This window comes from Pseudomonas arabinosi (assembly GCF_047758675.1).
Classification (GTDB): Bacteria; Pseudomonadota; Gammaproteobacteria; order Pseudomonadales; family Pseudomonadaceae; genus Aquipseudomonas; species Aquipseudomonas arabinosi.
Window position 1 is genome coordinate 6,817,246 of sequence record NZ_CP180480.1, and the last position, 20,971, is coordinate 6,838,216.

General features: G+C 59.7%; 21 protein-coding genes and 1 pseudogene. 11 read left to right on the forward strand and 11 right to left on the reverse strand.

All coding sequences use genetic code 11. The features are described 5' to 3' along the window. Window positions 1-87 precede the first annotated feature (87 nt). The 3 genes from ACMXYJ_RS31535 to ACMXYJ_RS31545 form a co-directional block, all read right to left on the reverse strand. Entirely contained in the window at window positions 88-930 is an 843-nt protein-coding gene (locus tag ACMXYJ_RS31535; protein ID WP_415758265.1) for a phasin family protein, read from the reverse strand. 10 nt (window positions 931-940) lie between these two features. Then, window positions 941-1,363 (reverse strand): phasin family protein, encoded by a 423-nt coding sequence (locus tag ACMXYJ_RS31540; RefSeq protein WP_415758266.1) that lies wholly within the window; start codon window positions 1,361-1,363, stop codon window positions 941-943. Window positions 1,364-1,612: 249 nt separating this feature from the next. Further along, on the reverse strand, window positions 1,613-1,888 hold the full coding sequence (locus ACMXYJ_RS31545; RefSeq protein ID WP_415758267.1) for a polyhydroxyalkanoic acid system family protein: 276 nt from the start codon (window positions 1,886-1,888) through the stop codon (window positions 1,613-1,615). A 155-nt stretch (window positions 1,889-2,043) separates the two neighbouring features. Here ACMXYJ_RS31545 and ubiE point away from each other — a divergent pair, with 155 nt between their 5' ends. The 11 genes and pseudogenes from ubiE (at window position 2,044) to ACMXYJ_RS31600 (ending at window position 10,408) form a co-directional block, all read left to right on the forward strand. After that, window positions 2,044-2,814, forward strand: coding sequence for a bifunctional demethylmenaquinone methyltransferase/2-methoxy-6-polyprenyl-1,4-benzoquinol methylase UbiE (gene ubiE / locus ACMXYJ_RS31550; RefSeq protein ID WP_007948968.1), 771 nt, complete (start codon window positions 2,044-2,046; stop codon window positions 2,812-2,814). Beyond that, window positions 2,814-3,437, forward strand: coding sequence for a ubiquinone biosynthesis accessory factor UbiJ (locus tag ACMXYJ_RS31555; protein ID WP_415758268.1), 624 nt, complete (start codon window positions 2,814-2,816; stop codon window positions 3,435-3,437). Before ubiE ends, ACMXYJ_RS31555 begins: the two co-directional genes overlap by 1 nt. Beyond that, window positions 3,434-5,038 carry a ubiquinone biosynthesis regulatory protein kinase UbiB gene (gene ubiB / locus ACMXYJ_RS31560; protein ID WP_415758269.1) on the forward strand — a complete coding sequence of 535 codons (1,605 nt, stop codon included), beginning with the start codon at window positions 3,434-3,436 and terminating at the stop codon, window positions 5,036-5,038. The genes ACMXYJ_RS31555 and ubiB overlap by 4 nt, the downstream gene beginning before the upstream one ends. 80 nt (window positions 5,039-5,118) lie before the next feature. Further along, entirely contained in the window at window positions 5,119-5,520 is a 402-nt protein-coding gene (gene hisI, locus ACMXYJ_RS31565) for a phosphoribosyl-AMP cyclohydrolase (RefSeq protein WP_259498502.1), read from the forward strand. Continuing rightward, entirely contained in the window at window positions 5,513-5,845 is a 333-nt protein-coding gene (locus ACMXYJ_RS31570) for a phosphoribosyl-ATP diphosphatase (RefSeq protein ID WP_007899279.1), read from the forward strand. Before hisI ends, ACMXYJ_RS31570 begins: the two co-directional genes overlap by 8 nt. A 25-nt stretch (window positions 5,846-5,870) precedes the next feature. Then, the gene (locus ACMXYJ_RS31575) at window positions 5,871-6,140 is read left to right on the forward strand and encodes a twin-arginine translocase TatA/TatE family subunit (protein ID WP_046045601.1); all 270 of its coding nucleotides are present in this window, start codon (window positions 5,871-5,873) and stop codon (window positions 6,138-6,140) included. A 10-nt stretch (window positions 6,141-6,150) separates the two neighbouring features. Beyond that, window positions 6,151-6,612, forward strand: coding sequence for a Sec-independent protein translocase protein TatB (tatB, locus tag ACMXYJ_RS31580; protein ID WP_415758270.1), 462 nt, complete (start codon window positions 6,151-6,153; stop codon window positions 6,610-6,612). Window positions 6,613-6,868: 256 nt separating this feature from the next. Next, window positions 6,869-7,669 (forward strand): twin-arginine translocase subunit TatC, encoded by an 801-nt coding sequence (gene tatC / locus ACMXYJ_RS31585; protein WP_415758271.1) that lies wholly within the window; start codon window positions 6,869-6,871, stop codon window positions 7,667-7,669. Then, complete coding sequence (locus ACMXYJ_RS31590) at window positions 7,666-8,373, forward strand: 16S rRNA (uracil(1498)-N(3))-methyltransferase (RefSeq protein ID WP_415758272.1); 708 nt, start codon at window positions 7,666-7,668, stop codon at window positions 8,371-8,373. The genes tatC and ACMXYJ_RS31590 overlap by 4 nt, the downstream gene beginning before the upstream one ends. A 247-nt stretch (window positions 8,374-8,620) precedes the next feature. After that, window positions 8,621-9,502 (forward strand): annotated as a pseudogene (locus tag ACMXYJ_RS31595) (methyl-accepting chemotaxis protein); the annotation flags it as partial. Between the two features lie 201 nt (window positions 9,503-9,703). Then, on the forward strand, window positions 9,704-10,408 hold the full coding sequence (locus ACMXYJ_RS31600) for a methyl-accepting chemotaxis protein (RefSeq protein WP_415760834.1): 705 nt from the start codon (window positions 9,704-9,706) through the stop codon (window positions 10,406-10,408). A gap of 129 nt (window positions 10,409-10,537) precedes the next feature. Here ACMXYJ_RS31600 and ACMXYJ_RS31605 read toward each other — a convergent pair whose 3' ends face one another. The 8 genes from ACMXYJ_RS31605 to pip all read right to left on the reverse strand — a co-directional run bounded on the left by ACMXYJ_RS31605 (window position 10,538) and on the right by pip (window position 20,961). After that, window positions 10,538-11,272 carry an amino acid ABC transporter ATP-binding protein gene (locus tag ACMXYJ_RS31605; RefSeq protein ID WP_150656742.1) on the reverse strand — a complete coding sequence of 245 codons (735 nt, stop codon included), beginning with the start codon at window positions 11,270-11,272 and terminating at the stop codon, window positions 10,538-10,540. After that, window positions 11,265-12,224, reverse strand: a complete 960-nt coding sequence (locus tag ACMXYJ_RS31610; protein ID WP_415758273.1) for an amino acid ABC transporter permease — start codon at window positions 12,222-12,224, stop codon at window positions 11,265-11,267. The genes ACMXYJ_RS31605 and ACMXYJ_RS31610 overlap by 8 nt, the downstream gene beginning before the upstream one ends. Window positions 12,225-12,385: 161 nt before the next feature. Continuing rightward, window positions 12,386-13,183 carry a transporter substrate-binding domain-containing protein gene (locus ACMXYJ_RS31615; RefSeq protein WP_415758274.1) on the reverse strand — a complete coding sequence of 266 codons (798 nt, stop codon included), beginning with the start codon at window positions 13,181-13,183 and terminating at the stop codon, window positions 12,386-12,388. Window positions 13,184-13,387: 204 nt separating this feature from the next. Continuing rightward, window positions 13,388-14,719: an IS4 family transposase gene (locus tag ACMXYJ_RS31620; protein WP_415758275.1), complete on the reverse strand. Its 1,332-nt coding sequence runs from the start codon at window positions 14,717-14,719 to the stop codon at window positions 13,388-13,390. 101 nt (window positions 14,720-14,820) lie between these two features. Next, a complete protein-coding gene (mdoH, locus tag ACMXYJ_RS31625; RefSeq protein ID WP_415758276.1) occupies window positions 14,821-17,391 on the reverse strand; it encodes a glucans biosynthesis glucosyltransferase MdoH in 2,571 nt (856 codons plus the stop codon). Then, entirely contained in the window at window positions 17,384-19,234 is a 1,851-nt protein-coding gene (locus ACMXYJ_RS31630) for a glucan biosynthesis protein G (RefSeq protein WP_415758277.1), read from the reverse strand. Before ACMXYJ_RS31630 ends, mdoH begins: the two co-directional genes overlap by 8 nt. A 321-nt stretch (window positions 19,235-19,555) precedes the next feature. After that, window positions 19,556-19,993 (reverse strand): D-aminoacyl-tRNA deacylase, encoded by a 438-nt coding sequence (gene dtd / locus ACMXYJ_RS31635; protein WP_415758278.1) that lies wholly within the window; start codon window positions 19,991-19,993, stop codon window positions 19,556-19,558. Beyond that, a complete protein-coding gene (gene pip / locus ACMXYJ_RS31640; protein WP_415758279.1) occupies window positions 19,990-20,961 on the reverse strand; it encodes a prolyl aminopeptidase in 972 nt (323 codons plus the stop codon). Before pip ends, dtd begins: the two co-directional genes overlap by 4 nt. Window positions 20,962-20,971 lie beyond the last annotated feature (10 nt).

Sequence of the window (20,971 nt, forward strand, 5' to 3'; positions counted from 1 at the left end):
CACAGGGGTACAGCGGAGATAACTGAACCGTGCACAAACAAAAACGCCCGACCTTTGCAGGCCGGGCGTTTTCTTGAGCCCTGAAAATCAGGACTGACTGGTTGGCGTCGAAGGAGCTGGCGCGACAGTCGGGGTTACAGCAGGGGTCGGTGCAGCAGCGGAGTTCGATGCGCTGACTGGGGCCGGGGTTGCCGGTTTGGCGGCAGCCACTGCTGGTTTTGGTGCAGCCGCTTTCGGAGCTGCCGGCTTTTTCACCGCTGGCTTCTTCGCTGCGGCAGGTTTGGCCGCTGGCTTGGCTGCGGGTTTGGCCGCTGCAGTTTTGGCAGCCGGTTTAGCGGCTGGTTTGGCTGCTGCTTTGGCCGCTGGCTTGGCTGCTGCAGGTTTCGCTGCGGCAGTTTTGGCTGCTGGTTTGGCTGCTGGTTTGGCAGCCGGTTTAGCGGCAGCTTTAGCCAGTGGTTTGGCAACGGACTTCGCCGCAGGTTTGGCCGCCGCGGTTTTCGCCGCAACAGGCGCGACCTTGGCACCGGTGAGTTTTTCGATTTGCTTGGTCAGGGTATCGACCTTGCTGTGCAGCGCTTTGACTTCATTGCGGCTCGGTACACCCAGGCGCGAAATGGCGCTGTTCAGACGCTTGTCGAAAGCCCCTTCCAGCTCATCCCACTTGCCCAGTGCGCGATCTTTCACGCCGCTGATGCGCGACTTGGCCGACGAAGCAGAGTCCTTGGCAGCATCGACTTTCTTGCCGACAGCGCTCTTGGTGAGCTTCTCGGCTTTCTCGCCGTCTTTCACCAATGTATCGAAGAGTTTGCTGCCGTCAGTGTCGATCTTCGAGTACACGCCTAAACCAGCCAGCCAGATTTTGCGGGAGTAGTCTTCGACTTTCCCGATCCACGAGCTGCCTTCTTTTTCGGTGTTCTTTTTACCAGCCATCCCGTTCTCCTTAAGATTTACGCGCGACGCGTTCGAGCAATGCCGTCAGCTCATCGAGCTTGGCAGAGAGTGTCTCAACGTCATGTTTAGACGGAATGCCGATACGATTCAAGGTACTTGCGACACGCGAGTCAAAAGCCTTCTCGACCTTGTCGAGTTGAAGTTCGACCTTGCCTTTGAAAGTGCTCACTTCACTCTTGGCTTCATCGATCTCGGCATTGGCCGCTTCAAGTTTCTCGGCAACTACTTTTTTGCCTTTCTTTTCAACAGTTTGACCAGCCTTGATCAACTCTTGAAAGTACTCGCTGCCCTCTTGGCCGACCTTGGCGTAGGCACCCAGGCCTGCCAGCCAGATCTTGCGGGCATAAGATTTAACGTCGCCCAGAGCAGTTGTCGAAGCGTCGATTTTTTTCTTAAAAATAACTTTGGCCATGGTGCACCTCACGCGCAGAAGGTTTGAGGAACTGCCCGCGAAAGCGACGGGCTCAGGCACAAAGTAGTGAGAATAATTAGAAACGGCACCCTAACAACTGACACAAACCCTTGGGCACACCACACAAAAACTGTGGGAGCGCGCTTGCTCGCGATGGCGGTGTATCAGACAACATCTATGTTGACTGACATGCCCTCATCGCGAGCAAGCTCGCTCCCACATTTGATCCCATTTCATGCGAAGACCGAATCAAGCCAAGGCTTTATCAAGCGCCTTTTCGATTTCCGATTTGATCGTGCCGCTCATGGCCGACATCAACAGGCCAAGTTCGACATCGACCTTGATCGAATCCTCGCCCACATACACCGCGCCTTTCACACCGGAACGCTTGAGGTTCAGAGTGTCGCCGGACCATTGCGGCTCCAGGCCATATTGTTCGGACAGTTTCTGCGCCAACAGGTCGGCCTTCTCGCGGGCCGCTTCCTTACCCAGGCCGTGGGCACGCTCAACACTAATACGGGCCATCGAATGACTCCTGCTTTATGAATACTTTCCTGAAGCATCTTGACCGCTACTGCGGCAAAACGTCTCGGCGGTTGCCTATCTTACCTGCAGCCTTGCCAAGACAAAGCAGGCCACCGGGATTAGAATGTCCCGCATTCTCTTTTGGTGACAGCGATATGACTGATCAGCGCAAAGGCAGCGATGCCGAACCCACCACTCACTTCGGCTTCAAAAACGTTCCGGAAAGCCAGAAAGCGGAAAAAGTCGCTGAAGTTTTCCACTCGGTAGCCGCCAAGTACGACTTGATGAACGACCTCCTGTCGGGCGGCATGCACCGTCTGTGGAAGCGTTTCGCGATCGAGCTGTCGGGCGTTCGCACCGGTAACCGCGTGCTGGACATCGCCGGTGGCACGGGCGATCTGACCAAGAAGTTCTCGCACCTCGTTGGCCCGACCGGCCAGGTCGTGTTGGCCGACATCAACGAATCCATGCTCAAGGTCGGTCGTGACCGCCTGCTGGATCTGGGTGTGGCCGGCAACGTCGAATTCGTTCAGGCCGACGCTGAAAAGCTGCCGTTCCCGGACAACCATTTCGACTGCGTGACCATCGCTTTCGGCCTGCGCAACGTGACCCATAAAGAAGACGCCCTGCGTTCGATGCTGCGCGTGCTGAAACCGGGCGGCCGTTTGCTGGTGCTGGAATTCTCCAAGCCGACCAATGCGCTGATGTCCAAAGCCTACGACGCCTACTCGTTCGCCTTCATGCCGCTGATGGGCAAGCTGATCACCAACGACTCGGAAAGCTATCGCTACCTGGCCGAATCGATCCGCATGCACCCGAATCAGGAAACCCTGAAGTCGATGATGGTCGAGGCCGGTTTCGACCGCGTGACCTACCACAACATGACCGCAGGCATCGTCGCCCTGCACCGTGGCATCAAACCCTGATGTTGCTCGCCGGCCTGCTCGCCAGCGTTGAACTCGGCCTGAACCGGGTGCTGCGTCTCGACAGCACGGCGTTGCCGCGGCTGGCGCATTTGAGCGGCCGGGTGATTGCCGTCGACTGCCGCAGCCCGGCGCTGCAAGTGTTCATCCTGCCCAGCGACGAAGGCTTGATGCTGGCTTCCCACTGGGAAACCGGCGCCGACTGCACCTTGCGTGCACCGGCCTCCAGCCTGCTGAAACTGGCCATGAGCAAGGACAAGACTTCGGTCCTGCATGCTCCTGAAGTCGAACTCGACGGCGACAGCGGCGTGCTGCTGGAACTGGCGGCGATCCTTCAGGACCTTGAGCTGGACTGGGAGTACGAACTCTCGCGCTGGCTGGGACCGGTCGCCACGCAACTGGTCGGCGGTCACCTGCGCAGTCGCGCACGCTGGTATCAGCAAGGGTTCGCCAGCCTCAATCAGAACCTTGGCGAATACCTGGCCGAAGAATCGCGCACCCTCGTCGGTCAGCGCGAAGCCGAAGCCCGTTTCAGTGAACTGGACCAGATCAAACTCGATCTGGAACGTCTCGAGGCGCGATTCGAGCGCCTTTCCCGATCCCTCGACCCAAGCGATAACGCATGAAGCTGCTTGCCGTCCGCCGTTTGTTGCGCATCCAGCGCGTTGTGATTCGCTACCGCCTCGATGACCTGCTGTTCGCCCTGCCTCTGCCCTGGTTTCTGCTGGCGCTGCGCTACGCGTTGCCGTGGCGCTGGTTCCCGCGCAAGACGCTGGACCTGAGCCGTGGCGCGCGATTGCGTCTGGCGTTGCAGGACCTGGGACCGATTTTCATCAAGTTCGGGCAAATCCTGTCCACCCGCCGCGACTTGCTGCCGGAAGACATCGCCGATGAGCTGATGAAGCTGCAGGACCGCGTGCCGCCGTTCGACTCGCAAGTGTCGGTCAACCTGATCGAAGAACAGCTCGGCAAAAAGATCAGTGAAGTCTTCAGCCGTTTTGACGTCGAACCGCTGGCCTCGGCCTCGGTGGCGCAGGTGCATGCCGCGCAGCTGAAAACCGGTGAAGAAGTGGTGGTCAAGGTCATCCGCCCAGGCCTCAAGCCGATCATTGCGCAGGATCTGGCGTGGCTGTTCATCCTCGCCCGCGCCGCCGAAAAACTCTCGGCCGACGCGCGCCTGCTGCACCCGGCGGACGTGGTCCAGGACTACGAAAAAACCATCTACGACGAACTCGACCTGCTGCGCGAAGCGGCCAACGCCAGCCAGTTGCGGCGTAACTTCGACGGCTCGGAGCTGCTCTACGTGCCGCAAGTCTATTGGGACTGGTGCCGGCCGAAAGTGCTGGTGATGGAGCGCATCTACGGCATTCAGGTGACTGACCTGGCGACCCTGGCCGACCAGCGCACCGACATGAAAATGCTCGCCGAACGTGGCGTCGAGATCTTCTTCACCCAGGTGTTCCGCGACAGCTTCTTCCATGCCGACATGCACCCCGGCAACATCTTCGTCAGCACCGTGAACCCGTGGAGCCCGCAGTACATTGCGATCGACTGCGGCATCGTCGGCAGCCTGACCCCGGAAGACCAGGACTACCTGGCGCGCAACCTGTTCGCGTTCTTCAAGCGTGATTACCGTCGTGTCGCGCAGCTGCACATCGATTCGGGCTGGGTACCGGCGGAAACCAAACTCAATGAATTCGAGGCGGCCATCCGCACCGTGTGCGAGCCGATCTTCGAAAAACCGTTAAAAGATATTTCCTTCGGTCAGGTGCTGATGCGCCTGTTCCAGACCGCTCGACGCTTCAACATGGAAGTGCAGCCGCAGCTCGTGCTGCTGCAAAAAACCTTGTTGAACATCGAAGGCCTGGGTCGTCAGTTGTACCCGGACCTCGATTTGTGGAACACCGCCCAGCCGTTCCTCGAACGCTGGATGCGTGAGCGCGTCAGCCCCAAAGCCTTGATCGGCAACGTGCAGAGCCAGTTCGAACAGCTGCCGCACCTGGCCAACATGGCCCGCGACCTGCTCGAACGCATGTCCCAGCCCCACGCCTACGACCCGCCGCCACCGTGGCACCGTCGCAAGGACGATTGGCTGCTGCGACTGCTCGGCTGTGCGCACCTGGCCGGCGGCACCATACTCGCTGCCGGTGGGCCGCTGAACGAACTGGGTCATTGGCCGGCCGGCATCATGGTGGCGGTCGGTTTGTATCTGGTCGTTCGCCGATAGCCAGCGCCCCCGCACGCTGGCACACTGTTTCAACGCTTGGGTTCTACTCATGAAGTGTGGAACCGCTGTCGGAGTCGAAGATGAAAAACTGGCTGGACGAGATCAAGTGGGACGCCGATGGCCTTGTGCCGGCGATTGCCCAGGATCACAAGACCGGGCGCGTCCTGATGATGGCCTGGATGAACCGTGAAGCGCTGGAACTGAGCGCTGCCGAGAACCGCGCCATTTACTGGTCACGTTCCCGCGGCAAGCTGTGGCGCAAGGGCGAAGAGTCCGGCCACGTGCAAACCCTGCATGAGATGCGCCTGGACTGCGACGCCGACGTGATCATCCTGATGGTCGAGCAGATCGGCGACATCGCTTGCCATACCGGCCGTCAGAGCTGCTTCTACCGCGTCTTCGAGAACGGCGACTGGAAAACCGTCGACCCGGTACTCAAGGACCCGCACGCCATCTATTCCGCAGGACACAGCCATGAGTGACACTCTGACCCGTCTGGCCCAAGTGCTGGAAGAGCGCAAAGGCGCCGCCGCCGACAGCTCGTATGTCGCCAGCCTGTACCACAAGGGCTTGAACAAGATTCTGGAAAAAGTCGGCGAAGAGTCGGTCGAAACCATCATCGCCGCCAAGGATGCCGCCATCAGCGGTGACTGCAGCGATGTGATCTACGAAACCGCCGATTTGTGGTTCCACAGCATGGTCATGCTCGCCCAACTGGGGCAGCATCCACAGGCTGTACTCGATGAACTGGACCGTCGTTTCGGTCTGTCCGGACACGCCGAGAAGGCCTCGCGTCCGTCCGCCTGAACAATTATTAGAGAGGAGCAGCGACATGGGCATTTTTGACTGGAAACACTGGATCGTCATCCTGGTTGTTGTCGTGCTGGTGTTCGGCACCAAGAAACTGAAAAACCTCGGCACTGACGTGGGCGAGTCGATCAAGGGCTTCAAAAAAGCCATGAACGACGACGAAAAACCGGCCGACCCGGCAGCGACCCCGGTTCCGCCTGTTCAGCCACAGACCACTCAGTCCGTGAACCAGCCGCACACCATCGACGTGCAGGCGCAAAAAGTCGAAGAGCCGATCCGCAAAGACGTGTGAGCACTGACTAATGTTTGGTATCAGCTTCTCTGAACTGCTGCTCGTCGGCCTCGTGGCCCTGCTGGTGCTGGGCCCCGAGCGGTTGCCGGGTGCTGCGCGCACTGCCGGCCTGTGGGTCGGCCGTCTGAAGCGCAGCTTCAACGCGATCAAACAGGAAGTTGAACGTGAAATCGGTGCCGACGAGATTCGTCGGCAACTGCACAACGAGCACATTCTGTCGCTGGAGCAGGAGGCGCGGAAGATTTTCACGCCGACTCAGCAAGAGGCCACACCGGTTCAGCCGGTTGAACCTGTGGCGGAGCAGACGATTCATGCTCCGACTGCAGAAGCTGCACCTGCCGCTGCACCGACGGAAACGGTGAAAGCTGTTGAACCGGCGCCGGTTGTCGCGTCCGTAGAACCTGTTGCTCCTGCCGCCGCGCCGACAACGCCGGCCCCTCACGACACCACTTTGCCGCCGCGAGTCTCATGACAAGGGCCTGTCATCGGTCATTTCCTGTGTCGCGTTGTTGCCTGAAAGCGGGCCAGGCAAGGCGTAGACCGCAGGGAATGGTTGTTCCCTTTCCAAGGCCTACAACGCAGCCTGGCCCGCTTTCAGGCACAACCCGGAGGGCCGGCCTGTATTTGCGCAGGGCTGCGTTACTCGTCGCTTATTTGAAACGCCAAACTACGCTCCTCGCGCCTTGCCCTGCGCAAATACAGGCTCGGCGCGACACAGGAAATGACCGATGACAGGCCCTACTCTCCCCGAAAACGACCAGCACATGCCGCTGGTTTCGCACCTCACCGAGTTGCGTACCCGCCTGCTGCGTTGTGTAGCGGCGATCTTCATCATCTTCGCCGGGTTGTTTGCCTTCACCCAGCAGATCTACACCTTCGTCTCCACGCCGTTGCGCCAGTACCTGCCCGTGGGCGCGACGATGATCGCCACCGACGTGTCGTCGCCATTCCTGACGCCACTCAAGCTGACGATGATGGTGTCGCTGTTCCTGGCGATCCCGGTGATCCTGCACCAGATCTGGGGCTTCATTGCGCCAGGCCTGTACAAGCATGAAAAACGCATCGCCGTGCCCTTGCTGGTATCGAGCATCATGCTGTTCTATACCGGCATGGCGTTCGCCTATTACCTGGTGTTCCCGCTGATCTTCAAGTTCTTCGCCGCCGCCACCCCGGCCGGCGTGGAGATGATGACCGACATCAGCAGCTACCTCGACTTCGTCATGACGCTGTTCTTCGCCTTCGGCGTAGCGTTCGAGATTCCGGTGGCCGTGGTGCTGCTGGTGTGGATCGGCGTGGTCAACGTCGCTTACCTGAGGAAAATCCGCCCGTACGTGATCATCGGCTGCTTCGTAGTCGGCATGATCCTGACGCCACCGGACATTTTTTCGCAGACGCTGCTGGCCGTACCGATGTGGCTGCTGTTTGAAATCGGCATCCTGTTCGGCGGCCTGATCAGCAAGCGCGGCGAGCACCCGGACGACCAGCCGGCCGACGATCACAACGACCAGCCGCCAGCGACTCAACCGTGAACCTGCTGCTTCTCGAAGAGGCCGATTTCATTGCGGCCGACCGGGCGATCCTGCGTGATCGCCGGTTGACGCACATGCAGGAAGTCCACCGCGCCGTTGTCGGCGACAGCCTGCGAGTCGGGCGTATCGGCGGGCTGATGGGCTCGGCCGAACTGCTGCGTCTGGACGCCGATGAAGCCGAGTTGCGCGTCACCCTCGACCAGCCACCCCCAGCCAAGCTGCCGCTGACCCTGGTGCTGGCCCTGCCACGGCCGAAAATGCTCCGTAGGGTGTTTCAGACCGTAGCGGCCATGGGTGTGCCACGAATCATTCTGGTGAACAGCTATCGCGTCGAGAAGAGCTTCTGGCAAACCCCGTTCCTGGAGCCCGAGGCGATTCGCGAGCAGCTGATCCTCGGCCTCGAACAGGCCCGGGACAGCGTGCTGCCGGAAATCGTCATCGAGAAACGCTTCAAGCCGTTCGTCGAAGACCGTCTGCCGGCGATTACCGAAGGCACCCTTGGCCTCGTCGGCCACCCCGGAAATTACCCGCCCTGCCCTCGTGGCCTGGACGAAGCGGTGACCCTGGCCATCGGCCCCGAAGGTGGCTGGATCCCTTACGAAATCGACCTGCTCGGCAAGGCCGGCCTGCAACCGGTGCAACTTGGCGACCGCATCCTGCGGGTCGAAACCGCCGTCACAGCGCTGCTCGCACGCCTTTTCTAAGGTCAAACACGCTCCACAAGTATTTACTCCCCTGAACATCTTGCTGCACCTACAGATCCCCGCCCTCCAGCCGATACAGCTCCCATAAAACCAACAAATGGTTCCAGGGAGTTGCAGCATGTACCGATGGCTAGCCGAGAAACTGGGGAACGTCAGCGTCAATCGCAAACTGGGTGTCGGCTTCGGTCTGGTGCTGCTGCTTACCTTGTTGATCACCTTCACTGGCTGGACCGGCCTGAGTGGCGTGATGAGTCGCGGCGATAAGCTGGGGTTTATTGCCAGCCTCAATGACCTGACCAAAGACTTGCGCCTGGCCCGCCTGGATTACGAAATGCGTCGCGGCGACCAAGGCCCCGGTGCGGTCAACGACCTGCTCGGCCAACTCGATACCGGCCTGAAAACCGCGCGCACGCTGATCGAACAACCGGCCGACGTGGCCATGATCGACCAGCAACTGGCCGCCGCCAGTGAGTACAAGCAAGCCTTCACCGCCATGACCCAGGCCGGCGCCACCCGCGAAGACGCCCGCAGCAAACTCGGCGCCACCGCCGACAACGCTGTGGCCCGTGTCGCCGAAGTCGAAAAATCCATGCTGCAAGGTGACAGCGTCGCCGATTTCAACAGCGTGATCGACCTGAGCAAACTGATCCAGCAAGCGCGCTTTCAGGTTCGAGGTTACACCTACAGCGGTAAAACCGAGGCCGAGCAACCGGCGCTGGCCGCCATCGACAACGCGTTGAAAAACCTCGAAAGCCTGCCCTCCAAACTGCCGGAACAGCACATCGCCAACCTGCAGCAGGCCACTGACTCGCTCAAGGCCTATCGCGCCGCCGTCAGCCAGTTCCGCGACTCCCAGGTTGCCAGCGCTGCCGCGCTCAAACGCATGGCCGCGCAAGGCGACATCCTGCTCGACGTCAGCAAAAAACTCACCGTGTCGCAAACCATCGTCCGAGACACCGATGCCGCGCACGCCAAAAACCTGCTGCTACTGGCCACCGTCCTGGCGCTTGCCTTCGGTATTCTTGCCGCGTGGGCCATCACTCGCCAGATCGTCATTCCCCTGAGCCAGACCCTCAAGGTGGCAGAGCGTGTTGCTGCCGGCGACCTGACCCAAAACCTTATCTCTGAACGTCAGGACGAACTCGGTCAGCTACAGCGTGCCATGCAAAGCATGACCCTGGGCCTTCGCGAGTTGATCGGCGGCATCGGAGACGGCGTGACGCAAATCGCCAATGCTGCCGAAGAACTGTCTGCAGTCACTGAGCAGACTCGCGCCGGGGTCAACAGCCAGAAGGTCGAGACCGACCAGGTGGCCACCGCCATGAACGAAATGACCGCCACCGTGCAGGAAGTCGCGCGCAACGCCGAAGAAGCCTCCGAAGCCGCCGTCGCCGCTGACCAGCAGGCCCGCGAAGGTGACAAAGTAGTCGGCGAAGCCATCGCCCAGATCGAGCGCCTGGCCAAGGAAGTCGGCAACTCCACCGAGGCCATGGGTCATCTCAAACGCGAAAGCGACAAGATCGGCAGCGTGCTCGACGTAATCAAGTCCGTGGCCCAGCAAACCAATCTGCTGGCCCTCAACGCGGCGATTGAGGCCGCCCGTGCCGGTGAGGCCGGACGTGGTTTTGCGGTGGTCGCCGACGAAGTCCGCAGCCTGGCCCAGCGAACCCAGAAGTCCACCGAAGAAATTGAAGAGCTGATCGTCGGCCTGCAAACCGGTACCCAGCAAGTGGCGACCATCATGGACAACAGCCGCAGCCTGACCGACAGCAGCGTCGAACTGACCCGCCGCGCCGGTGGCTCGCTGGAAAGCATTACCCGCACCGTCTCGGCGATTCAGTCGATGAACCAGCAGATCGCCGCCGCGGCCGAACAGCAAAGCGCGGTGGCCGAAGAGATCAATCGTAGCGTGCTGAACGTGCGCGACGTGTCCGAGCAGACCTCGGCCGCCAGTGAAGAAACCGCGGCGTCCAGCGTTGAGCTGGCACGGTTGGGGACGCATCTGCAGATGCTGGTGGGCAGGTTCAAGGTTTGAGGTGATGGTTGTACCTCAGTTCATTCAGGACCGAGGTGATGCCATCGCGAGCAGGCTCACTCCCACAGGAGCACGCGGTCAACTGTGGGAGCGAGCTTGCTCGCGATGGCGGCCGAGAGGGCGCTGAAGTTACAACACCTGCCGCAAGAAGGCCTGTGCCCGCGGGTCCTTCGGCGCATCGAAGAATTCGGCCGGTGAGGCGTCTTCCAGCAATTTGCCGTGATCGAAGAACAGCACCCTATCCGCCACTTCCCGGGCGAAGCCCATTTCGTGGGTGACGCAAACCATGGTCATGCCTTCCACCGCCAGGGTTTTCATCACGTCCAGCACTTCGCCGACCATTTCCGGGTCGAGCGCCGAGGTCGGCTCATCGAACAGCATGACCTTCGGTTCCATGGCCAATGCCCGGGCAATGGCCACGCGCTGCTGCTGACCGCCGGACAGGCGCGACGGAAACTCGTTGGCCTTCTGCGCAATACCCACCTTTTCCAGCAACGCCAAAGCCTTGGCCTCACGCTCCTTCTTGCCGCGCTTGCGCACGACTTTCTGGGCCAGGCAAAGGTTTTCCAGCACGGTCATGTGCGGGAACAGGTTGAAATGCTGGAACACCATGCCGACTTCGCGGCGGTAGGCATTCACGTCGGTTTTCGGGTCGGCCAGTTGCAAGCCGTCGATGCTCACCGAGCCAGAATCAAACTCTTCCAGGCCGTTGAGGCAGCGCAGGAAAGTCGACTTGCCGGAACCGGACGGGCCGATCACCACCAGCACTTCGCCCTTGGCCACGTGCGTCGAAACGTTATCCACCGCGCGAACCACGTGGCCGCGGGCGTCGAAAACTTTTACCAGATCGCGGACTTCAATCACTTTGCGCGAGCCTCCGCTCAAGCCGGCTGGCGATTTTCGACAGCGGCAGGTTGATCAACAGGTACAGACCGGCCACGCAGAACAGGATTTCGAACGGCGAGAACGAGGTGGTGATGACTTCGCGACCGCTTTTGAGCAGCTCGGTAATGGCGATCACCGACACCAGCGAGGTGTCCTTGACCAGACTGATGAACTGGCCGGCCAGCGGAGGCAGCACCCGTTTGAAGGCTTGCGGCAGGACCACGTGGCGCATCGACTGACCAGCGCTCAAGCCCAACGAGCGCGCGGCTTCGCTCTGGCCACGGGCGATGGATTGCACGCCGGAACGGATGATTTCCGCCACATAAGCGCCGGTGAACAGCGACAGCGCGGCGATCCCGGCGAACTCCCGGGAGAGGTTCATCACGGTGCCGATGAAGAAGTAGAAGATGAAGATTTGCACCAGCAGCGGCGTTCCCCGGACCAGTTCGACGTAGATCGTCGAGAGATCGCGCAGGGTCGGGTTGCTCGACAGTCGGCACAGGCCCGTGGCGAGGCCGATCAGCAGGCCGAGCACACCTGAAACCACGGACAACCACAAGGTGGTCCAGAGCCCCCACATCAGCGGTCCGGCGGCCCAATGACGGGTTACGCCGATCACGTCGCCTTCGGCCACGTCATCACCTTGAGCGACTTGCAGACTGTTGTCGTCGACGGTCAGGTGTTGCTCGACGCCGGCATCATTGCGCAGGGTGACTTCCGCCTTGTCGGCCTTGCGCACCAGTTCGCTGACGGTGGAGATATCGGCGGCACGCTGGGATTCTTCGGCGTGGTAGGCGAAGTATTGCGGCACGCGGTTCCAGCGCCATTCATAGGACATCAGCGAGGTGGCGTAATACAACGCGCCGGCCAGGCCGATCAGCAGCAGCACGGTTAACACGTGCCACGGCCATAGGGCTTTTTTCTGTTTCATCTGTAAGCAGATTCCGAAATTTGTGTTGCCAAGGAGGGCCCCATCGCGAGCAGGCTCGCTCCCACAGAGACTGTGCCGGACACAATGATTGTGTTCACACTGATCAACTGTGGGAGCGAGCCTGCTCGCGATTGGGGCGACGCGGTCTAACTGACCGGGCCTTATTCCATGTCCTTGAGCCAAGCGGTGTCTTTGAACCACTTGTCATGGATGCGATCGTAGGTGCCGTCTTCGTGGATCTGGCGCAGGAAGTTGTTGATGAAGTTGATGCTGTCGTAGTCACCCTTCTTCAGACCGAAGGCCAGCGGTTCGTAGGTGAACGGCTTGTCGAGGAATACCAGTTTGCCGGCACCGACCTTGTTCACGGCCACGACGTTGTAAGGCGCGTCATAGATGAAGGCGTCAGCCTTGCCGTTGACCACGTCGAGCACGGCTTCCTGCTCATTGTCGTAGCCGTGGTAGCTGGCTTTGGAGATGAGCTTTCTGGCCACCATTTCGCCGGTAGTGCCGAGTTTGGAAGTGATGCGGTAGTCGGCGGTGTTCAGGTCTTTATAGGATTTGATGGTGCCTTCCAGTTCCTTGTGGATCAGCAGGGTCTGGCCCACCACGATGAACGGGTCGCTGAAGTTCAGGCGCAAGTTGCGTTCCTGGGTCAGGGTCATGCCGCTGCCGATCATGTCGAACTTATCGGTGAGCAGGGCCGGGATGATGCCGTCGTAGCCGGTGGAAACCATCTCCAGCTTGACGCCCATGGCCTTGGTCATGGCTTTGAGGAGGTCGACTTCGAAGCCGATGATCTCGCCGCGCTTGTTGGTCATTTCGAACGGCATGTAGGTCGGGTCCATGCCGACTTTCAGCGTGCCGCGCTTGACCGCGTCATCGATGGCACCGGCCTGCGCCGCGTTGACTGCAACCAATGCCGTGACGCCGACCAGCAGCATCGAGAGATACTTCTTCATCATCAAGTCCCCAAAACCATCGCGTTGTGAGGCGCGCAAACTGCGGGTTTCCCTTGGAAAACCGGCAGATACGAACAGAAAGTTGTCCGGGCGCACCAATTCGGGGACGGATGCTAACGCACTCGTTCGTTTGCACAAGGGTTTAAGCAGGATTTGTTGCTCGACGCAGCGCAAAAAAAAACCCCGCTTTCGCGGTAATGCTGTTCACTTAAGCGGAGCAGCCTTACGGTCCACCGGAAATCGGGTTTTTGAAATTTTCACCGTCCTTGGCCTTGAAGGCCTTGGGCGGTGATCCAGAAACAGCCCGGCAACGCCTTTTCTTAGTTCTGCTAACCGTCTACCCGTCGCCGAAACGGGATTGGCCGCAGCCATCACGATCAACTGCACGGCGATGTACTGGCAAGCCGGCTTGAATCGGATGTCCGACGGCGCTCGGCCAAACGCCACTGCTGCCTGACTCGCCTCCCGACGAATCACGTTGTAAGCCAGCAACAGCCCCCATACTTCCTGGTAGATCAGGTCGACTTTTTTGCTGCGCAAGGTCACTGCGTTCTGTTGCATTGAGCTTTTGATATCCCTGAAGCCCAATTCGATTTCCCAGCGTTCTTGATACAACGCGGCAACGGCCTTTGTGCTGTAGGTCTTGGCCGGCAACGATGTCATGACTGTTTTTACTTTACCTTGAATTTCATAACTGATTTCACGCGCCTCCCAGTGTGTAGGAAGAGTCGGATTTCGCTTTCTGGCTTGCGGCGACACTTTCATACGCACCAAACGATCGTTGTGGTTGTAACGGGCTACCTCCTCGCAAACCAATCCCTTTTTTGCCGGAATCAGCCAGTGGCGGTGATTGCCGTCGCCGCTCAGGCTGAGCATGAGATCGGCGCTCCAGAATCCCTTATCGAACAGCGTCACGGAGTGGTCGGGAATCTTCTGCAAAAACTCATCGGCCAGACGCATTTCGCTGCGTCGGTAAGGGCTAAGTTGTGCATCCAGGATCAGGTGCGAACGCACATTCATCAGCGCCACCAGGCGCAGCATGGGAAAGGGAGTCTGGCGGTCGGTCGAGGTGTTTCCAGAACCGAAATGGTCTCGCAACTCAGGTGTATCCGGCGTGCGCAGAAGCGCACCATCGACCGCAAATACTTGCAAGTCCTGCCAGGCATCATCGGGATAGCGCTGCGCGCCCCATTGAGTGCCAGTTTTGCGAAACAACCACTCAACCGGGTCGGCCCCAAGCCGCTTGCGGGCCTCGGTCACACCGCTACGGGCCAACAGATGGTCAGAAGCCAGACCTTGGGCGCAGATGTTCAAACGCCGGGCGACTTCATGAACAGGTTCGTCGCGAAACAATGCCATTCCGAGCACCAGCCAGAGCACTTGGTCGGCAGGCAAGCGACGCCGCCGGATAGTGGCCTGGCTGGACAAATCCAGCGCAGATGCGACCCACTCGATGGGAATATTTTGAGTGAAAGTGCTCAAGTCACAGAAGTTAAAAAGGTCGCCGAGGTCGAGCAAGTCCTGTTGAACAGACATAAAAAATCCGATGCCAGAGGTCTGGCATCGGATTTTCGAAGAAGCCCGGCGAGGATTCAAATGCTTAAGTGAACAGCATTACGCTTTCGCGGGGTTTTTTGTCAGGCCAACTGAGGCTGCACACTCAGCGGCTTGAGCGGCAACAGCGGCGCATGGGGGTCGGCCTTCACCGATTTACGCCACGCTTCCAGCCACTCGGGGTGAGCTTCGTTCCAGATCTGCTCATGCAGACGACCCAGTGCTACCGGATCACTGAGCAGTTGCACGCGCTCATCGTTGTTCAGACCCTCAGGCCCGACTTTCAGCGCATGACGCACCCGTTCGATCCGCAACCATTCGATCGGCTCGGCCTCACGGTGGCGTGAAGTCGCCAGCGAGCACGCCAAGGCGTTCTGCTGTGGATCGACCACTGCCCGGACGAAGCCGTCGTTCAGCGCATGCCAACGGTTTTCGTGGGTGTACTGGTCGGTTGCAACCAACGCCTGTGGCGGATTGTATTCCTCAGGGATCAGGAACAGGCTCTCGTCACGGGACTTGAGGCCCAGGCCGACTCGACTGGAGATCACCGACACCGGAATCGACAGCATCAACGAACCGACGATCGGCACCAGCCACCAGAGGAAGCTCGGGTTCAGCCAGATCACCAGCAGGGCCCAGAAGAAGCCCAGCAAGGTTTGCGGACCGTGGCGTTTGACCGCTTCGCTCCATGGCGTGGAGTCGTCGTCACGTTGTGGCGAGTTCCAGGTCGCGGCCCAGCCGAGGAACGCGGCGAGCACGAAGCGGGTGTGGAAAATCATCCGTACCGGCGCCAGCAGCATGGAGAACAGCATCTCCAGCAGCATCGACATCGTCACCTTGAACTTGCCACCGAACTCTTTCGCGCCCTTGGCCCAGATCAGGATGATGCTCAACAGTTTCGGCAGGAACAGCAGCACGACGGTGGTCGAGAACAGCGCGATCGCCTTGTCCGGGTGCCATTGTGGCCACAACGGATAGAGCTGACGTGGCTCAAGGAAGTACTGCGGCTCCATCAGCGTGTTGACCGCCAGCAGCGCCGTCGACAGCACGAGGAAGAAGAACCATAACGGCGCCGACAAGTAAGACATCACGCCCGTCAGGAACACCGCACGGTGCACCGGGTGCATGCCTTTTACCAGGAACAGCCGGAAGTTCATCAGGTTGCCGTGGCACCAGCGACGGTCACGCTTGAGTTCGTCCAGCAGGTTCGGCGGCAATTCTTCGTAGCTGCCCGGCAAGTCGTAGGCAATCCACACGCCCCAGCCGGCACGGCGCATCAGCGCCGCTTCAACGAAGTCGTGGGACAGAATCGCACCGGCAAACGCGCCTTTACCGGGCAACGGCGCCAGGGCGCAGTGCTCGATGAACGGCTTCATGCGGATGATCGCGTTGTGGCCCCAGTAGTGGGATTCGCCCAACTGCCAGAAGTGCAGACCGGCGGTAAACAGCGGACCGTACACGCGGGTGGCGAACTGCTGCATGCGTGCATACAGCGTGTCCATGCCCGACGCGCGCGGCGCGGTCTGGATGATCCCGGCGTCCGGGGTGGCTTCCATCAGGCGCACCAGACTGGTCAGGCAATCGCCGCTCATCACGGAGTCCGCGTCGAGCACGACCATGTACTTGTAATCACCGCCCCAACGACGGCAGAAGTCGTCGAGGTTACCGCTTTTACGCTTGACGCGACGGCGACGGCGACGATAGAAGATCTTGCCGAAGCCCTTGGCTTCACGGCAGACGTCCAGCCAGGCTTGCTGTTCGGCGACGCAGATATCGGCGTCGTTACTGTCGCTGAGGACAAAGAAGTCGAAGCGATCCAGGTTGCCGGTGGCCGCAACCGACTCGAAAGTCGCCCGCAAACCGGCAAACACCCGTGGCACGTCTTCGTTGCAGATCGGCATCACCAGTGCGGTGCGAGCGTCCTTGGGGATCGGCTCGTTACCGGCGCTTTTACCGGAAATGCGGTATTTGTCGTGACCGGTGAGCAACTCGAGGAAGCCCATCAGTGCGGTCCAGAAACCGGCCGACACCCAGCAGAACAGAATCCCGAACAAGATCAGGATGCTGGTTTGCAGTGCATACGGCAGCACTTGCGTAGCCGTTTGCGACAGCGGTTGATGCAGCACTTCGTTCAGGTCGACGAACGACCAGCCCTGGTACGGCATGATGCCTTTCATGTACCAGCCGGCGACGATGGTCTGGCCGAGCATCAGTACCAGCAGAATGTAGCGGCGGATCGAACCGACGGTGCGCCAGCGAGCAGCCGGCAGCACACGCTCATCCTTCGGCGGGGCCGGCGGATTGGTGCGACCGGTCAGACGACGCCAGCCACGCACCAGAATGTTGGTGCGCCATGGCTCCGGCACGACTTTGGTCCGACGAATCGGCGGGGTTGCCCGCAGGCAAACCCGGCCGCTGGCGTCGAGCACCAGCATTTCAGCGTCGGCCAGTTCTTCGGCGGTGTTCAGGGTCAGGCGACGACCGACTGAAGCTTGAGCAGCCTCGGTCGGCGCGTCGAACGTCGAGGACGAAAGGCGCTCATGCAACTCGCTGAAAGACTGGCAGCCCGCGAGTTCCGCGCGCTGCTCGTCGGTCATCGGCAGATGCGCCAGATACTCGGCAAGAGTCTCTGGCTGTACTTGAGAATTACTCATCGGCAGGCAACTGGTAGCTCCAGGTCTCGGTCAGGACTTCTTCAGTCGGTACCGATTCCGGTGTGGCTGGGACCGCCTCGGCAGCGACTGGCTGCTTGGCGTCTTTGTTGTCCTTGTCCTTGGAATCTGCAGCTGGCTTGGCTTCGGCCGGCTTGGCTTCAACCTGTTTGGTTTCAGACTGCTTGGCCACAGCTTGCTTGGTTTCCTTGGCTTCCTTGTCCAGCTTCTCCTGCTGCCGAGCGGCAATCTTGTCAGCCTTGGCGACGGAAGAATTGGATGTCGGCAGCGAAGTTTTGGCCAGGTCAGCAGTCACGATGTTCTTGACCAGCGCAGCACGCATCTCGGTTGGCTTGCCCGGATCCTTGATTTTCATCCGCAGCGTCAGGCGCCAGCCCTTGGTTTCAGGGTTGTAACGCACGCTGTTCTCGACCAGCTCGGCATTCTCGCCAACACTGACCTGGCTACGAACTTCCGTAGCTTCCGGCAATGCCGCAAGGGACGGGCCTTCGAAGTCCACCAGATAAGCAACGCTACCGTCCGGCTGACGAATCAGGTTGGACTGTTTCACGTCACCCGTGGAACGCAGGGTCTGTTGGACCCAAGCGCTGTCCGGTGCGTGAAGCGCGGCTTCGTCGATGGTCCAGTGCATGCGATAAGCGACGTCCAGCGGCTGGCCAGGCTCAGGCAGTTTTTCCGGACTCCAGAACGCAACGATATTGTCGTTGGTTTCGTCGGCCGTCGGAATCTCTACCAGATCGACGGAGCCTTTGCCCCAATCGCCTTTTGGTTCGATCCAGGCACTTGGGCGCTTGTCGTAGCGGTCGTCGAGGTCTTCGTAGTGGCTGAAGTCGCGGCCACGTTGCAGCAGGCCGAAACCGCGCGGGTTCTCGATCGCGAAGTTGCTCACCGACAAATGTTTCGGATTGTTCAGTGGGCGCCAGATCCACTCGCCGTTACCGGCATGGATGGACAGACCGCTGGAGTCATGCAGTTCGCGACGGTAGTTCAGCACTTTCGATGGCTGATTTGCGCCGAACAGGAACATGCTGGTCAGCGGCGCAACGCCAAGCTTGGTGACCTTGTCACGCAGGAACATCTTGGCTTTGACGTCGACAACGGTGTCGCTGCCCGGACGCAGGGTCAGGCGATAGGCACCGGTAGCGCGTGGCGAATCCAGCAGGGCAAAGATCACCAGGTGCTTGTCACCCGGTTTCGGCTGTTGAATCCAGAACTCGGTGAAACGCGGGAATTCTTCGCCGGACGGCAAAGCGGTATCGATGGCCATGCCGCGAGCGGACAAGCCATAGGTGTGACCCTTGCCGACAACGCGGAAGTAACTCGCGCCGAGCATGGTCATGATTTCGTCTTGCTTGTCAGCCTTGTTGATCGGGTACAGCACACGGAAACCGGCATAACCCAGTTGTTCAGTGGCTTTAGGATCGAACTTCACGTCGCCGAAATCGAAACGACTTGGGTCGTATTTGATCTCTTCGACAGTGTTAGCTGTGATTTCGTTGATTTTCACCGGCGTATCGAAATGCATACCCTGGTGATAGAACGACAGCTTGAACGGGGTCTTCTGATCGGCCCACTCGGCTTTTTCAGTCAGGAAGCGAATTTTTTGATAGTCCGCGAATTTCATCTCGCGGAACTCGTTCGGCAGGTTACTGCGCGGAGCTTCGTATTTCTGCCCGGCCAGCTCTTTTGCCTTGACCGATACATCATCCAGATTGAATGCCCAAAGCTGACCGGCGCTGAGCAGGCAGAGCAGTGCAGAGCCCGCTACCAGAGCGCTTCGTAACCGTTTGGCAGACAATTTTGCATTACAGGGACTAACAATCACGAGCAACCCTCGCCGAAAACAGATCAAAAAACCAACGGCCAGTTAAAGGGCCTGTGAGGTGTGCGGCATGAAAAAACCGCCCCTACGGACCACTCTTGCCAAGTTGGCGAGCATTGTTCCGACTCCTATGGGGCTAAATGATTCCCCAAGAGGTCCAGGACAAGTCTCTACCTAAGTCAAAATGGACCAACGAACGCTGATCCCCGTAGCGCGCGATTATCTAGTAGGCCGCGTTACAACGCATCAGGGGTAACAAAGTATTTATCGCGAAAAACCCCTGTTTTCAGTCGAAAAGCCCTTAAAAACATGTTTCAAGCGCTTTCAGGTCTGTAACAGGAAGGTTACCGGGCCGTCGTTGACCAGGTGCACATGCATATCCGCGCCGAATCTACCTGATGCCACAGTGCCATGCACCTGTTTCGCTTTGCTTAATAGATAGTCGAAAAGTTCCTCGCCAAGGGCCGGAGGGGCAGCGGTCGAAAAACTCGGGCGCAACCCACTCTTGGTATCGGCGGCCAGGGTGAACTGTGAGACCAGCAGCAACCCACCGCCTACATCCGCCAGGGACAGATTCATCTTGCCCTCGGCGTCACTGAACACACGATAGTTAAGCAGTTTCTGCAGAAGTTTGTCGGCGCTGGCCCGAGTATCCTCGGGCTCGACCGCCACCAGCACCAGCAATCCCTGATCAACGGCGCCAACCACCTCCCCCGCTACCTCGACTCGCGCGCCACGCACGCGTTGCAGCAGGCCCTTCATGCTTCTTCAGGGGCCAGGTCGAGCAGACGACGGGCCATCTGATCGGCGGCGCGAACCAGTGCGTCGGTAATGCCAGGTTCGGAGGCGGCATGGCCGGCGTCACGGATCACCTGCAATTCACTGTTCGGCCAGTTCTGATGCAGTTCCCAGGCGTTGTCCAGCGGGCAGATCACGTCGTAGCGACCGTGGACGATCACACCAGGCAAATGGGCGATCTTGCCCATGTCGCGGATCAGCTGGTTGGGCTCAAGGAACGCATTGTTAGTGAAGTAGTGACATTCGATGCGGGCGATGGACAACGCGCGCTGCGGCTCGGAGAAGCGATCGACCACCATCGGGTTCGGGCGCAGGGTGGCGGTCCGGCCTTCCCAGGTGGACCAGGCCTTGGCCGCGTGCATCTGGGCAATCTGATCGTTGCCGATCAGGCGCTTGTGGAAAGCCGAGAGCAAGTCTTCGCGCTCGTCCAACGGGATCGGCGCGATGTAGTCCTGCCAGTAATCGGGGAACAGACGACTGGCGCCACACTGGTAGAACCACTCGATTTCCTGCGGGCGGCAGAGAAAAATCCCGCGCAGAATCAGACCGTGCACGCGCTCCGGGTGGGTTTGCGCATAGGCAAGTGCCAAAGTCGAACCCCACGAACCGCCGAACAACACCCATTTATCAATGCCAAGGTGCTGGCGAATCCGCTCCAGGTCGGCGACCAGATCCCAAGTGGTGTTGTTTTCCAGGCTGGCGTGGGGTGTGGAGCGACCGCAACCGCGCTGGTCGAAGGTCACAATGCGATAGAGGTTTGGATCGAAAAACCGACGACTCTGGGCATCACACCCGGCGCCGGGGCCGCCGTGGATGAATACAACCGGCAAACCTTCCGGCGAACCGCTTTCGTCGACATACAGCGTGTGGGTTTCATCGACGGCCAGATCGTGCCGGGCGTGGGGTTTGATCTGCGGGTACAAAGTCTGCATTGCGCGCTCC